Raw genomic sequence first — 13,978 nt, forward strand, 5'->3', positions numbered from 1 at the left:
CCGGGACTACTGGCCCGCCACCGCGGCGGCGGCCGGCATCACCTGGATGCGGTAAGGCTGGAAGATCTTCAGCAACTCGCCACTGTCGTGCAAACGCTGCAGCAGCTTGCCAAAGGCTTCGCCACTGATCGGCGCTTGCGGACGCAGGATCGCATAGTGGTGATAGACCTGGTCGATACGCTCGGAGATCAACAAATCCTTGGCCACATCCGGGTTGCGGATCAGGTAATCGGACAGGTAGGAACGGGTCACCAGGGCGATATCGGCCCGCCCACGCAACACCATCAGCAGGTTGGCGTCATGGGAGTAGGTCAGGGTGGCGTTGTAGGTGTCGGCGAGGAACTTGGGTTCGGCGTTGAAGTTGGCGAACTCGTAGTGGTAACCGCTGAACAGGGCCAGGCGCTTGCCCTTGAGGTCGGCAAAGTAACTTTCGTCGCGCCCCGGCTCACGCTGGGCGACAAACACCTCGGCATCCTCCAGGCCCATGTCCACCGCGGTGTGGGGAATCTCCTGCCAGCCCCAGGCCGGATTCTCGAAGATCGCCATGTCGGTCCGTCCCTGCTGCAGATCACCGAAACGACGCGGGATCGAGGTCGGCACCAGGGTGAACCGGTAGTCGCTCTGCAGCTTGTTCAAGGCCTCGGCCAGCTGCGGCAACAAGCCGGTATCGGCGCCCTGCTCGGGTCGGATGGTGTACGGCGGGAAATGCGCGGCGCCGATCCGAACCAGTTGCGCCGCCGATACCGGCAAGACCACCAGTGCCAGGAGCGCCAACAACAGAATCCGGGAAACCGTGCGCACGGGCAAGACGTTCAAAGGCACATACCTCAGGAAAAAAATCGTGGCATCAAACTAGGCGCTTTTCCCAACTTAGACAACTTTTCGCCCGTTAATTAATGACTTGCGCAACAACATCACGAATCTTTGAGAATCAACAGCAAAGCCTCTTCGGCCAATTGATCCAGCGTCAGGCTGCCCTGGGGTCGAAACCAGGTGGTGGTCCAGGACAAGGCCCCGGTCAGGAAGCGTCGGGTGATGAACACATCGCCCTTTATATAACCGGCATCGCGGGCTTCGCCCAGCACCTGGAGCCAGATCTGCTCGTAGAGATCACGCAATGCCAGGACCTTGGCCTGCCCTTGCGCGGACAACGAGCGCCATTCGTAGACCAGCACCGCCATGGCTTCACCGGTGCCGCCCATGATCGACTGCAACTCACAGCGGATCAGCGCCAGCACCCGCTCGCGCAGGCTGCCGGCTTCGGCCAGCGCCGCGCGCATCAAGGCGGTGTTGTAGACGATAGTCTCCTCCATCACCGCGCGCAGGATTTCGTCCTTGCTTTTGAAGTGATGGAACAGGCTGCCGGACTGGATGCCGATGGCGCCCGCCAGGTCGCGCACCGTGGTGCGCTCGAAACCCTGGTTGCGAAACAGGTGGGCCGCGGTCTGCAGCAGCTTGCCGCGGGCACTGTCCGGGTCGGTCAGTTGCCCGGCGCTGACCAGGTCGCGCATGACACGCTGGGCTTGTTGCTCGTTCACGGCATGTTCCTCATGACTCTACTGCATCCTGCTCCTGATAAGAGGCAGGTTGCGCGCAATTTAAGCCTACAAGGACAGCCAAGCAAGCGCTTGGGGGAACAGACCAACGGGACTTACAAACCAAGCGCTTGCTTGGTAGCCTCATCCAGGACTTTTCGCAGGGGACGCTGATGAAAGCTCGGGTTCGTGTCGGTTGCGCCAGTGCCTTCTGGGGCGATACCAGCACCGCGGCGGCGCAGTTGGTCGAAAGCGGGCACCTGGACTACCTGGTGTTCGATTATCTGGCGGAAGTGACCCTGTCGATCATGGCCGGAGCCCGGATCAAGGACCCCGCCGCCGGTTATGCAACGGACTTCGTCGAGGTCCTGCGGCCCTTGCTCGGCGCAATCGCCAGGCAGAAAATCCGCGTGATCAGCAACGCCGGCGGGGTCAATCCCCAGGCCTGTGCCACGGCCCTGCAAGCGGCCTGCACGGCAGCCGGGGTAGCACTGAAGATCGCCGTGCTGCAAGGCGACGACCTGCAATCGCAACTCCCACAATTGGTCGCAAGCGGCATCCAGGAAATGTTCAACGGCACGCCGCTGCCCGCCAACTGCATCTCGATCAATGCCTATCTCGGTGCCCCGGGCCTTGTCCAGGCACTGGATCTGGGCGCGGATGTGCTGATCAGCGGGCGGGTGGTCGACAGCGCGCTGGTCAGCGCGGCCCTGGTGCATGAATTCGGCTGGTCCTGGCAGGACTACGACAAGCTGGCCCAGGCCGCCCTCGCCGGACATCTCATCGAGTGCGGCGCGCAGTGCACCGGCGGCAACTTCACCGACTGGCGCGAAGTCCCGGACTACGAGCACATCGGTTTTCCCATCGTCGAAGTCAGCGCCGACAGCCAGTTCACTATCAGCAAGCCCGAGGGTTCCGGCGGCCTGCTGACGCCGCTGACCGTGGGCGAGCAACTGCTCTACGAAATCGGCGATCCCAGGGCCTATCTGCTGCCGGACGTCATTTGCGATTTCACCCGGGTTCGCCTGGTGCAGCAGGCCGCCAATCGCGTCAGCGTCAGCGGCGCCAGGGGCTCGGCGCCGACCGCGCGGTACAAGGTCTGCGCCACCTATCCCGACGGCTTCCGCTGCACCGCCAGTTGCCTGATGGCCGGGATCGACGCCGTGGCCAAGGCCCGTCGGGTCAGCCAGGCAATCCTCGACAAGACCGCGGAAATGCTCCGCGCCCGCGGCTGGCCGCCCTACAGCGAAGTCAGCAGCGAACTGCTCGGCAGCGAAGCCACCTACGGTCCCCATGGGCGCCGCCAGGACAGCCGCGAGGTGGTGATCAAGCTGGCGGTGCGGCATCCCGAGCGCCAGGCCCTGCTGCTGTTTTCCCGGGAGATCGCCCAGGCCGCCACCGGCATGGCCCCGGGACTGACCGGGATTCTTGGCGGGCGACCCACGGTATCCCCGCTGATCCGCCTGTTTTCCTTCCAGCTCGATAAAAATGCCTGCGACGTGAGCGTGCATTTCGACGGCCAGGTGCATGTCACCGCCCTCCCCGCCCCGGCCCCCCTGCAACACATTGCCGAAGACCTGCAACCGCCCAGGCCCGAGGGCCGCGCCGAGGCCAGTGTACCGCTGGTGAAACTGGCGGTGGCGCGCTCCGGCGACAAGGGCAATCACAGCAATATCGGCGTCATGGCCCGCCGCCCCGAGTATCTGCCGTGGATCGCCGAGGCCCTGACCCCGGCGGTGGTGGTGGACTGGATGGGCCATGTCCTCGACCCGCGCCATGGCCGCGTCGAACGCTGGTACCTGCCCGGCAGCCACAGCCTGAATTTTCTGCTGGAAAACGCCCTGGGCGGCGGCGGTATCGCCAGTTTGCGTATCGACCCGCAGGGCAAGGCCTTCGCCCAGCAACTGCTGGAAATCCAGATTCCCGTGCCACGACAGATTGCCGATCAACTGGCTTGAGGCCATTACCGCGCCCCGTACATCCCTGCTCGACCAAGCGCCAAGGAGACCCGCATGCCCGTGATCGAATCCCGGCTCGATGTGCATGGCGAGGCGTTCGCCCGTCATAGCCAGGCCATGCTCGATGGCCTTGAACAGATTCGCCGGCTGCAACAGAACCTGCTGGACACGGCCGAAGGCGCGCGGGAGAAGTTCGCCAAGCGCGGTCAGTTGCTGCCCCGGGAGCGCTTGAACCTGCTGCTGGACCCCGCCGCGCCTTTTCTCGAACTGGCCAGCCTGGCCGGCTACCAACTGCATGACGACAAGGACGGCAGCCTGGCCGGCGGCGGCCTGATTGCCGGTATCGGGCATGTCTGCGGCGTGCGCGTGCTGGTGGTGGTCAACAACAGCGCGATCAAGGGCGGGACCATTTCCCCCAGCGGCCTGAAAAAGACCCTGCGCCTGCAACAGATCGCCCTGGAAAACAAACTGCCGGTGATCACCCTGGCCGAGAGCGGTGGCGCCAACCTCAATTACGCGGCGGAGATTTTCGTCGAAGGTGCGCGCAGTTTCGCCAATCAGGCACGGATGTCGGCGATGGGCCTGCCCCAGGTCACCGTGGTCCATGGCTCGGCGACGGCGGGCGGCGCTTATCAGCCGGGGCTCTCGGACTACGTGGTGGTGGTGCGTGGCAAGGCCCGCTTGTTCCTCGCCGGTCCGCCGTTGCTCAAGGCCGCCACTGGCGAGGAGGCGACGGACGAGGAACTCGGTGGCGCGCAAATGCATGCCCAGGTGGCAGGCACCGCCGAGTACCTGGCGCAAAACGATGCCGACGGCGTGCGCATCGCCCGGGAAATCATCGCCCAGTTACCCTGGAATGATCGCCTACCGGTCTCCCCCGCGCGGACCTGGGCCGAACCGCTCTACCCCATCGACGAGTTGCTCGGCCTGATTCCCGACGACCCGAAAAAGCCCTATGACGTGCGCGAAATCGTCGCCCGCCTGGCCGACGGCTCGAACTTCCTCGAATTCAAGGCCGAGTTCGACGCCCAGACGATCTGCGGCCATCTGCGGATCCAGGGGCGGTCCTGCGGCCTGATCGGCAACAACGGTCCGATCACGCCCAAGGGCGCGAGCAAGGCGGCGCAGTTTATCCAGCTCTGCGACCAGAGCCGCACACCCCTGGTGTTCCTGCATAACACCACCGGTTTCATGGTCGGCACCGAGGCAGAGCAACAAGGGGTGATCAAGCACGGGGCGAAGATGATCCAGGCAGTGGCCAATGCCCGGGTGCCGAAACTGACCCTGGTGGTCGGCGGCTCCTATGGTGCCGGCAACTACGCCATGTGCGGGCGCGGCCTGGACCCGCGTTTTATCTTCGCCTGGCCCGGCAGCCGCACCGCGGTGATGGGCGGCGCCCAGGCCGGCAAGGTACTGCGCATCGTCACCGAGGCGCGGCAGTTGAAGGACGGCCTGGTGCCCGACGCGAAGATGCTCGACGGGCTGGAACGGATGACCGCACAGAAGCTCGACAGCCAGTCCACCGCGCTCTATGGCACGGCCAACCTTTGGGACGACGGCCTGGTCGATCCACGGGACAGCCGCACGCTGCTGGGCTATTTGCTGGATATCTGTGCCGAAGCCGAGGTGCGTCAGCTACAACCCAACAGCTTTGGCGTGGCGCGGTTCTGATCAACGATCACGGAGCACAAGGAAATGATCTTCACCCAGGAACATGAAGCCCTGCGGCGCAGCGTGCGCCAGTTCGTCGAGCGCGACATCAATCCGCATGTCGACGAGTGGGAGAACGCCGGACGTTTTCCCATCCACGAGATTTTCCGCAAGGCCGCCGGGCTGGGCCTGCTCGGCATCTCCAAGCCGGAATCCTTCGGTGGCCTGGGTCTGGACTACAGCTACTCCATCGTCGCCGCCGAAGAGTTCGGCAGCATCCAGTGCGGCGGGATCCCCATGTCCATCGGCGTGCAGACCGATATGTGCACCCCGGCCCTGGCGCGCTTCGGCTCCGATGAACTGCGCGAGCAGTTCCTGCGACCGGCGATCCGCGGCGAACAGGTGGGTTGCATCGGCGTCTCCGAGGTCGGTGCCGGCTCCGATGTCGCCGGGCTGAAGACCCGCGCGCGCAAGGACGGCGCTGACTATGTGATCGACGGCAGCAAGATGTGGATCACCAATTCGCCCTGCGCCGACTTCATGTGCCTGCTGGCCAATACCTCGGACGACCAGCCGCATCTGAACAAGTCATTGATCATGGTGCCGATGGACAGCCCCGGAATCAGCCTGGGCCCGCACCTGGACAAGCTCGGCATGCGCAGTTCGGAAACCGCCCAGGTGTTTTTCGACAACGTGCGGGTGCCCCAGCGCAACCGCATCGGTCAGGAAGGCGCGGGGTTCATGATGCAGATGTTGCAGTTCCAGGAGGAACGGCTGTTCGGCGCGGCGAATATGCTCAGGGGGCTGGAATCCTGCATTGACAGCACCCTGGCCTACTGCAAGGAACGCCGGACCTTCGGCGCACCGCTGATCGACAACCAGGTGATCCATTTCCGCCTGGCGGAGCTGTCGACCGAGATCGAATCCCTGCGGGCGCTGGTCTACCAGGCCACCGAGCAGTACATCAACGGGCAGGACGTGACGCGGCTGGCCTCCATGGCCAAGCTCAAGGCCGGGCGCCTGGGCCGCGAGGTCAGCGACAGTTGCCTGCAGTATTGGGGCGGCATGGGCTTTATGTGGGACAACCCGGTGGCCCGGGCCTATCGCGATATGCGCCTGGTATCGATTGGCGGCGGCGCCGACGAGATCATGCTGGGGATCATCTGCAAGCTGATGGGCAGCCTGCCGGGGAAAAAACCATGAGCGACCTGCCAGTTTGCCAGACCTTGCGCCTGGTCTTGCAGGCGGGGGTGCTGCATATCACCCTCGATCGCCCGGACAGCCGTAACGCGATGAACCGGCAGATGCTCGACGAACTGCGCGCGACCCTCGCCGCCGTGTGCTTTGATCACAGCGTTCGGCTGCTGGTGTTGCGCGGAACTGGCGGGCATTTCTGCGCCGGCGGCGATCTTCAGGATATGGCCCGGGCCCGGGGCGCGGGTGTCGACGCCTGCCGTGAGTTGAACCGGGCATTCGGCGCCTTGCTGGAGGAAACCCAGAACGCCGCGCAGGTGGTGATTGCCGTGCTGCAAGGGGCGGTGCTCGGCGGTGGCCTGGGGCTGGCCTGTGTCAGCGATATCGCCATCGCCCGGAGCAACGCCGACTTCGGCATGCCGGAAACCAGCCTGGGGCTGTTGCCGGCACAGATTGCGCCGTTCGTGGCGAGACGCATCGGTTTGACCCAGGCGCGGCGCCTGGCACTGACTGCGGCGCGGTTCGATGGGAATGAAGCCGGACGTTTGGGGCTGGTGCATTTTGTCGAGGCGGATGAGCAAGCCTTGGATGCACGCCTGGAGACAGTGATTGCCCAGGTGTTGCGCTGCGCGCCGGAGGCGAATGCGGCGACCAAGGCATTGCTGCTGGATGAGCAGCCGTTGGCGCCTTTGCTGGACCGGGCCGCCGAGTGGTTTGCACAGGCGGTGAGCGGGGAGGAAGGGAGCGAAGGGACATTGGCCTTTGTGCAAAAGCGGGTACCGCGTTGGGCGCCCTCATCGTCCTGAAGCCGGCTCCCACAATGTGCGTGTCGAACCGAGCGTATGTATCCGACCGAATCTCCAATGTGGGAGCAGTGCTTGCCCGCGAAGGCGATCTCACTGACAACACATTCCCCCGAGGATGAACCCCATGCCCGCCTTCCACAAAATCCTGATCGCCAACCGCGGTGAAATCGCCTGCCGGGTTATCCTCGGCGCCCAGGCCCTGGGCTATCGCACCGTCGCCGTGTTCAGCGAAGCCGACGCCCAGGCCCGTCATGTGCAACTCGCCGACGAGGCGATATGCATCGGCCCAGCCCAGGTCAGCCAGTCCTACCTGAACAGCGCTGCATTGCTCGACGCCGCCCGCAAAACCGCCGCCGATGCACTCCACCCCGGCTACGGCCTGCTCTCGGAAAACGCCGCCTTCGCCCAGGCCTGCCTGGACGCCGGCCTGACCTTTATCGGCCCCAGCCCCGCCGCGATCGCGCTGATGGGCAGCAAGCGCCTGTCGAAAATCGCCATGCTCGCCGCCGGCGTGCCGTGCATCGCCGGCTACCAGGGCGCCGAACAGGATGATGCGAGCCTCGCCCGCGCGGCCGAACAGATCGGTTATCCGCTGATGATCAAGGCCAGCGCCGGCGGTGGCGGACGCGGCCTGCGCCTGGTGCACGGGGCCGAGGAGCTGGTGCAACAAATCCACTGCGCCCGCTCGGAAGCCCTGAGCGCCTTCGGCAGTGACGAACTGATCCTGGAACAGGCACTGATCGAGCCGCGCCATGTGGAAATCCAATTGTTCGGCGACCAGCATGGCCAACTGATCCATCTCGGTGAACGCGACTGCTCGATCCAACGCCGGCACCAGAAGGTCATCGAGGAAGCCCCCTGCCCGGTGATGACCGCAGAACTGCGCCAGGCCATGGGCGAGGCGGCGCTGAAGGCCGCGCGCGCGGTGCACTATGTCGGCGCCGGTACCGTGGAGTTCCTGCTGGACGACCGCGGCCAGTTCTATTTCCTGGAAATGAATACCCGCCTGCAGGTCGAACACCCGGTCAGCGAAATGATCACCGGTCTCGACCTCCTGGCCTGGCAGATCAATGTCGCCGCCGGCCTGCCGTTGCCGCTGCGTCAGGAACAGGTCGAGTTCAACGGCCATGCCATTGAAGTACGCCTGTATGCGGAGGATCCGAGCCGTGACTTCCTGCCGCAAAGCGGATGGATCCGTGGCTGGGAGCCGGCACCGGGGGCCGGTGTACGGATCGATCACGGCCTGCTCGAGGGCGACACCATCAGCCCGTTCTACGATCCGCTGCTGGGCAAGCTGATCGCCCACGGCGCGACCCGCGAGGAAGCCCGGCGCAAGTTGCTGCGGGCAGTCGAGGATTGCGTGCTGCTGGGGATTGCCAGTAATCAACGCTTGCTGACACAGCTGCTGGGGCATCCGCGCTTTGTCGCGGGCCAGTTCAATACCGCCTTTATCGATGAGCATTTCAGCGCACACCCGGGCCTCCAGGCCTATGTCCCCTCGACGACGGAGCTGGCCCTGGCCGCCGCGCTGTTCTATCGGCAGGCGGCGGACCGGCATACACCCGGACTCTCGGGCTGGCGCAACACTGCCAGCGTCCCGCGCGCCTATCGGCTGGCGCTGGAAGACACTCGCTTCGACCTGCTGCTCACTGACCGCCCCGGCGAGGCACTGCGGGTCCAGCGGGCCGATGAGCACGTCGAACTACGGGTACTGGAGCGCGACGCGCGATGGCTACGGGTGCAGGTCGACGGTGTGGTCCGGCGCTACGCCTACCGCCTCGACGGCGACCAGCTCTGGCTCTTCACCAACCCGGGCAGCCTGCACCTGCGTGACTGTACCCACGCCCCCGTGCAACCCCCGAGCGTTGTCGGTTCCGGCACGCTGCAAGCCCCCATGGACGGCGCCATCGTCCAGGTCCTGGTCAGCGCAGGCAGTTCGGTCCGCAAAGGCCAGCTGCTGCTGGTGCTGGAGGCGATGAAAATGGAGCACCCGCTCAAGGCCGGGATGGATGGCGTGGTCCGCCAGGTGCGAGTAATCCAGGGCGATCAGGTAAAAAACCGCCAGATCCTGCTGGAAGTCGAATAAGCCGCTAGGCGGATCAAGCGCCTTTGGCTACGCTTGAGTCGGACTAGGATGCTGTATTCGGAGCTTGCGATGGCCCACTGGCTGGTGATTGATCTGGAAGCCACGACGGACGATGGGGGCTGGCCGCTGGCGGAGATGGAAATCATCGAAATCGGCGCTACCCTGGTCAACCGTGAAGGCCGCGAGCTGGACCACTTCCAGCGTTTTGTCAGGCCCCTGCGCCGCCCGTTGTTGACCCTGTTCTGCCGCGAACTGACCCATATCAGCCAGGCCCAGATCGACAGTGCCGCGCCACTGGGCGAGGTCTGGCCAGTGTTCGAGCGCTGGCTGGGCCAGCATCAGGCCCGACTGGAAGGCTGGGCCAGCTGGGGCGACTACGACCGCCGGCAACTGGAACAAGACTGGCGGCAGCTCGGCGTGTCGAGTGCCCTGGGCCAGGTGCCGCATATCAACCTCAAGCAACGCTTCGCCAAGGCGCGGCGCCTGGAGCGGCCGCTGGGCCTGAACGGCGCCTTGCAACTGGCCGGGCTGCAATTCAATGGCCAGCAACACCGCGCGCTGGAGGATGCACGCAATACCGCGCGACTGCTGCCGTTGAGCCTGCCGAGCTGATGACAGCGATCCCACAGGGGGCCGCGTCGCGGATGAGATCTTTAACAGCGTCTTCAACGCGTGACGAGGCAAAACGCCTTGGGCATACTGGTCGGCCCAATTTTTCAGCTCATTTCGAGGAATCGCCCATGTTTAAAGTCAACGAGTACTTCGACGGCACCGTCAAGTCGATTGCCTTCGCACAAGCCGAAGGCGCCGCCACCATCGGTGTGATGGCCGCGGGCGAATACGAATTCGGTACCGCCCAGCGCGAGATCATGCACGTGATCTCCGGCTCCCTGAGCGTCAAGCTGCCCGACAGCAGCACCTGGGAAACCTTCGAAACCGGCAGCCAGTTCAATGTACCGGCCAACAGCAAGTTCCAGCTGAAAGTCGCCGTGGACACTGCTTACCTGTGCGAATACCGCTGAATCCGGGCGGTACGACACCGGAACGGCGCCCGCGGGCGCCGTTTTTTATGCCGTGCTACTTGGTCGGTCAAGCTTCAGTCGCCGCGTCCCCCGGCACGAATTCCGCGCCCCGCGCATTGAACTGCAACGCCGCCAGCCGCGCATAAAGCGGATTGCTCGCGATCAGCTCGGAGTGGGTGCCGATCGCCACCAGCTTGCCCTGATCCATCACCGCGATCCGGTCGGCGTTCTGCACCGTGGCCAGGCGGTGGGCGATCACCAGGGTGGTGCGGCCCTGCATCAGGCTCGGCAGCGCTTGCTGGATCAAGTGTTCGCTCTGGGCATCGAGGGCACTGGTGGCCTCGTCCAGCAGCAGGATCGGCGCATCCACCAGCAACGCCCGGGCAATCGCCAGGCGCTGCCGTTGGCCACCGGACAGCCCCAACCCGCCATCCCCCAGGTGCGTGCGGTAGCCCTCGGGCATTTGCTCGATAAACTCGTGGGCATGGGCGATACGCGCCGCCTCGCGGACCTGGGCGTCGGTGGCCGCCGGATTGCCGTAGCGGATATTTTCCTCGACGCTGCCGAAGAACAGCGCCGGGCTTTGCGAGACCAGCGCAAAACAGCGGCGCAGGTCCTGTGGCTCCAGCTCGGTCAGGGCCTGACCGTCGAGCAGCAGGCGGCCCTGTTGCGGGTCATAGAAACGCAGCAACAGGTCGAACACCGTGGATTTACCCGCCCCCGACGGACCGACCAGGGCCAGGGTTTCCCCGGCCCTGACCGTCAGGCTCAGGCCGTCGATGGCATAGCTGTCCGGACGCGAGGGGTAGCTGAAACGCAGATTCTCCAACACCAGGTTGCCGCTGACCCGCTCGGCCAACTTCACGCCACCGCCGACCGGCGCGGTGATCTCATTGCTCGACTGCAACAGTTCGCCGATCCGCTCCCCCGCCCCGGCGGCCCGCTGCAACTCACCGATCACCTCGCTGAGGGTGCCGAAGGCGCTGCCGACGATCAGGCTGTAGAACACGAAAGCCGCCAGTTCGCCGCCGGAAATCTTCCCGGCCATCACGTCCATGCCGCCGACCCAGAGCATCACCGCCACCGCGCCCAGCACCAGCACAATCACCAGGGTGATCAGCCAGGCCCGCTGCACGATGCGCTTGCGCGCGGTCTCAAAAGCCTGTTCGACGGTCACCGCGAAGCGCTGTTCGTCCTGGGCCTGGTGGTTATAAGCCTGCACCGTCTTGATCTGGCCGAGGGTTTCACTGACGTAGCTGCCGACATCGGCGATCCGATCCTGGCTCAGGCGCGACAGGCCGCGCACCCGGCGACCGAAGATCAGGATCGGCGCCAGCACCAGCGGCAAGGCGACCACCACTATGCTGGTGAGCTTGGGGTTGGTGATAAACAGCAGCACCACCCCGCCAATCACCATCAAGGCATTGCGCAGGAACAGCGAGAGCGATGAGCCGATCACCGACTGCAACAGCGTGGTGTCGGCGGTCAGGCGCGACTGGATTTCCGAACTGCGGTTGTTCTCGTAGAACCCCGGGTGCAGGTAGATCAGGTGGTTGAACACCTGCCGACGAATATCCGCCACCACCCGCTCGCCGATCCACGACACCAGGTAGAAGCGCGCGAAAGTGCCCACCGCCAGGCCCAGGACCAGCAACATGAACAAGCCGATGGACTGGTTGAGCAACTGCGGCGACTGGGTCATCAAACCCTTGTCCACCAACAGGCGGATGCCCTGGCCCATGGACAGGGTGATGGCCGCGGTGACAATCAGCGCCAGCAGGGCACCGGCCGCCTGCCAACGATAAGGAGCGACAAAACGACTGGCCAGGCGAATGGCGCGACGATGGCGTGCAGATAACATTGGCAGGAAGTCCCTTGGGCGATGAAGACAGAGCCTACACCGAACTGGGAAGGAACTTATGCAAAACGCAATCAATCGGATTAATTATGACCGTGCATGCTAATCCCTAGAGAGTATTGGTCTAAAGCCTCTCTGGCGGTGACGAACGGTTTCTGTTGCACTGGTGCCGTCGCCTTGCTTGTAGCCTGTTGTAACAGGCTGGTCATGCGACGCTTATAATCTCTAGATGAACCTGAAGACGAAACCTGAGCGAGGAGACAGGCCATGGACTTGCAAAACAGCAGCAACCAGATTCCGGTGATTCGTCCCTGCCCCCAGAAGTTGGGTTGCGCGATTATCGACGCCCAGGGTCGTGAGGTGCCGATCACCGAAGAAATGATCCAGGACGCCTGCCGCGAACTGGAACAGCGCTTGGTCAAGCCTGCCGAGCAAGACTGACAGCCCGAACTCCCCCTTGACCCGGCCTTGCTGCCGGGTTTTTTCTGCCTGCTGAGCTGAAAACGCCGCACTACCTTGCTTGTAGGAGCCGACTTGCCGGCGATGATGGCCGGACAGACTATGCAAGCCGCCGGAAAGCCCCGCACATTTCGCTTATAGCAGCACAGCGCCCAGGGCCAGCACCAGTTGGCGCAACACCGCGTCGTCACCGTTGATCTTCACCGGCAAGCCTTCGATTTCCCGGCGCTCGGGATAGTGTTTGCGCAGCAGGTCGAAGGCGACTTTCTGCTCAGTCACGCTGCCGCCCAGGCTGCGGCGAAAATCCGCATCGTCGCGCCGCGGGTCGTAGACCCCGCGACAGATCATCGCCATGGCCCAGGCCGGGTCGCTGCCGGCATTGAGGGTGACCTGCGCCAGCCAGGGCTTGGGCAGCAGTTCATCGAGAGCGACCGTGGGGGCCTGGTCGAGGAAGGCGCAGAACGCCTGATAGATCTGCGCGGTGCCGCGTTGCTTGCCGTCGAGGCTGTAACCGGCGATATGCGGCGAACCCAGTACGCACAGCTCGGCCAGTGCGACATCCACTTGCGGCTCGGCCTCCCAGACGTCCAGCACCGCCTGCAGGTCGTCACGGGCCAGCAGCACTTCGCGCAGCGCGGCGTTGTCCACCACCGGGCCGCGCGCGGCGTTGATCAGCCAGGTACCGGGCTTGAGCCGCTGCAGGTGCTGGCGATCGAGCAGATGCCAGGTGGGTTGCTCGCCCGAGCGGGTCAAGGGCGTGTGCAGGCTGATCACGTCGCACTGTTCGATGATCTGCTCCAGGCTGACGTAGTCGCCCTCCTCGACCGCCTGACGTGGCGGGTCGCAGACCAGGACGTTCCAGCCCAGCCCCCGCAGGACCTTGATCAAGCGTCCGCCGACTTCACCCGCGCCAATCACCCCATAGGTGCGCGCGGTCAGGTCGACGCCTTCGATTTCCGCCAGGGTCAGCAGACTGCCCAGTACATAGTCGACCACCCCACGGGCATTGCAACCGGGGGCGCTGGACCAGTGAATGCCGGCCTGCTGGAAATAGTCCAGGTCGAGGTGGTCGGTGCCGATGGTGCAGGTGCCGACGAAGCGCACCCGGCTGCCGTCGAGCAACTCGCGGTTGACCTGGGTCACCGAACGCACCAGCAGCACATCCGCCTCGGCCACCGCGGCCCGGTCGATGCCGCGGCCCGGCAAGCGACGGATCTCGCCGAAACCGGCAAAGAAGGCCTCGATCAGGGGAATATTTTCGTCGGCAACAATCAGCATGGCAGGCTCCTTGGGCAAGGGCGCAGTGTAGGCGCAGTCAGCGTCCGAGGGCCAGCCGAGCGTCACCCCCACGGTCCTGGCAGGAGCCGCGACCTTACAAATGAGCTACAAGCGGCGATTACCTGACTCTTG

At 64.5% G+C, this 13,978-nt stretch carries 12 protein-coding genes; 8 read left to right on the forward strand and 4 right to left on the reverse strand.

The window, feature by feature from the left end; translation table 11 throughout:
- Nucleotides 1–6 precede the first annotated feature (6 nt).
- Both M5B96_RS10525 and M5B96_RS10530 read right to left on the reverse strand, forming a co-directional pair.
- Complete coding sequence (locus M5B96_RS10525) at nt 7–816, reverse strand: substrate-binding periplasmic protein (protein WP_248796652.1); 810 nt, start codon at nt 814–816, stop codon at nt 7–9.
- Between the two features lie 98 nt (nt 817–914).
- A complete protein-coding gene (locus M5B96_RS10530) occupies nt 915–1,538 on the reverse strand; it encodes a TetR/AcrR family transcriptional regulator (protein ID WP_248796653.1) in 624 nt (207 codons plus the stop codon).
- Nucleotides 1,539–1,708: 170 nt separating this feature from the next.
- On the opposite strand from M5B96_RS10530, the gene M5B96_RS10535 reads away from it, so the two are divergent.
- The 7 genes from M5B96_RS10535 to M5B96_RS10565 all read left to right on the forward strand — a co-directional run bounded on the left by M5B96_RS10535 (nt 1,709) and on the right by M5B96_RS10565 (nt 10,251).
- On the forward strand, nt 1,709–3,493 hold the full coding sequence (locus tag M5B96_RS10535) for an acyclic terpene utilization AtuA family protein (RefSeq protein WP_248796654.1): 1,785 nt from the start codon (nt 1,709–1,711) through the stop codon (nt 3,491–3,493).
- A 54-nt stretch (nt 3,494–3,547) separates the two neighbouring features.
- Entirely contained in the window at nt 3,548–5,164 is a 1,617-nt protein-coding gene (gene atuC, locus M5B96_RS10540; protein ID WP_248796655.1) for a geranyl-CoA carboxylase subunit beta, read from the forward strand.
- A gap of 24 nt (nt 5,165–5,188) precedes the next feature.
- Nucleotides 5,189–6,346, forward strand: a complete 1,158-nt coding sequence (gene atuD, locus M5B96_RS10545) for a citronellyl-CoA dehydrogenase (RefSeq protein ID WP_248796656.1) — start codon at nt 5,189–5,191, stop codon at nt 6,344–6,346.
- Nucleotides 6,343–7,143 (forward strand): enoyl-CoA hydratase/isomerase family protein, encoded by an 801-nt coding sequence (locus M5B96_RS10550; protein ID WP_248796657.1) that lies wholly within the window; start codon nt 6,343–6,345, stop codon nt 7,141–7,143. The genes atuD and M5B96_RS10550 overlap by 4 nt, the downstream gene beginning before the upstream one ends.
- A gap of 124 nt (nt 7,144–7,267) precedes the next feature.
- Nucleotides 7,268–9,229 carry an acetyl/propionyl/methylcrotonyl-CoA carboxylase subunit alpha gene (locus M5B96_RS10555; RefSeq protein WP_248796658.1) on the forward strand — a complete coding sequence of 654 codons (1,962 nt, stop codon included), beginning with the start codon at nt 7,268–7,270 and terminating at the stop codon, nt 9,227–9,229.
- 69 nt (nt 9,230–9,298) lie between these two features.
- Nucleotides 9,299–9,841, forward strand: a complete 543-nt coding sequence (locus tag M5B96_RS10560) for an exonuclease domain-containing protein (protein WP_248796659.1) — start codon at nt 9,299–9,301, stop codon at nt 9,839–9,841.
- Between the two features lie 128 nt (nt 9,842–9,969).
- Nucleotides 9,970–10,251 (forward strand): pyrimidine/purine nucleoside phosphorylase, encoded by a 282-nt coding sequence (locus M5B96_RS10565; RefSeq protein ID WP_248796660.1) that lies wholly within the window; start codon nt 9,970–9,972, stop codon nt 10,249–10,251.
- A gap of 67 nt (nt 10,252–10,318) precedes the next feature.
- Here the strand turns inward: M5B96_RS10565 and M5B96_RS10570 are convergent, their stop codons facing one another.
- The gene (locus tag M5B96_RS10570; RefSeq protein WP_412548598.1) at nt 10,319–12,112 is read right to left on the reverse strand and encodes an ABC transporter transmembrane domain-containing protein; all 1,794 of its coding nucleotides are present in this window, start codon (nt 12,110–12,112) and stop codon (nt 10,319–10,321) included.
- Between the two features lie 264 nt (nt 12,113–12,376).
- On the opposite strand from M5B96_RS10570, the gene M5B96_RS10575 reads away from it, so the two are divergent.
- Complete coding sequence (locus M5B96_RS10575; RefSeq protein ID WP_164886231.1) at nt 12,377–12,550, forward strand: PA1571 family protein; 174 nt, start codon at nt 12,377–12,379, stop codon at nt 12,548–12,550.
- A 153-nt stretch (nt 12,551–12,703) separates the two neighbouring features.
- On the opposite strand, the gene pdxB is transcribed toward M5B96_RS10575, so the two are convergent.
- Nucleotides 12,704–13,846 (reverse strand): 4-phosphoerythronate dehydrogenase PdxB, encoded by a 1,143-nt coding sequence (gene pdxB, locus M5B96_RS10580; RefSeq protein ID WP_248796661.1) that lies wholly within the window; start codon nt 13,844–13,846, stop codon nt 12,704–12,706.
- Nucleotides 13,847–13,978 lie beyond the last annotated feature (132 nt).

The sequence above is a fragment of the Pseudomonas sp. MWU13-2105 genome (assembly GCF_023242315.1).
GTDB lineage: Bacteria > Pseudomonadota > Gammaproteobacteria > Pseudomonadales > Pseudomonadaceae > Aquipseudomonas.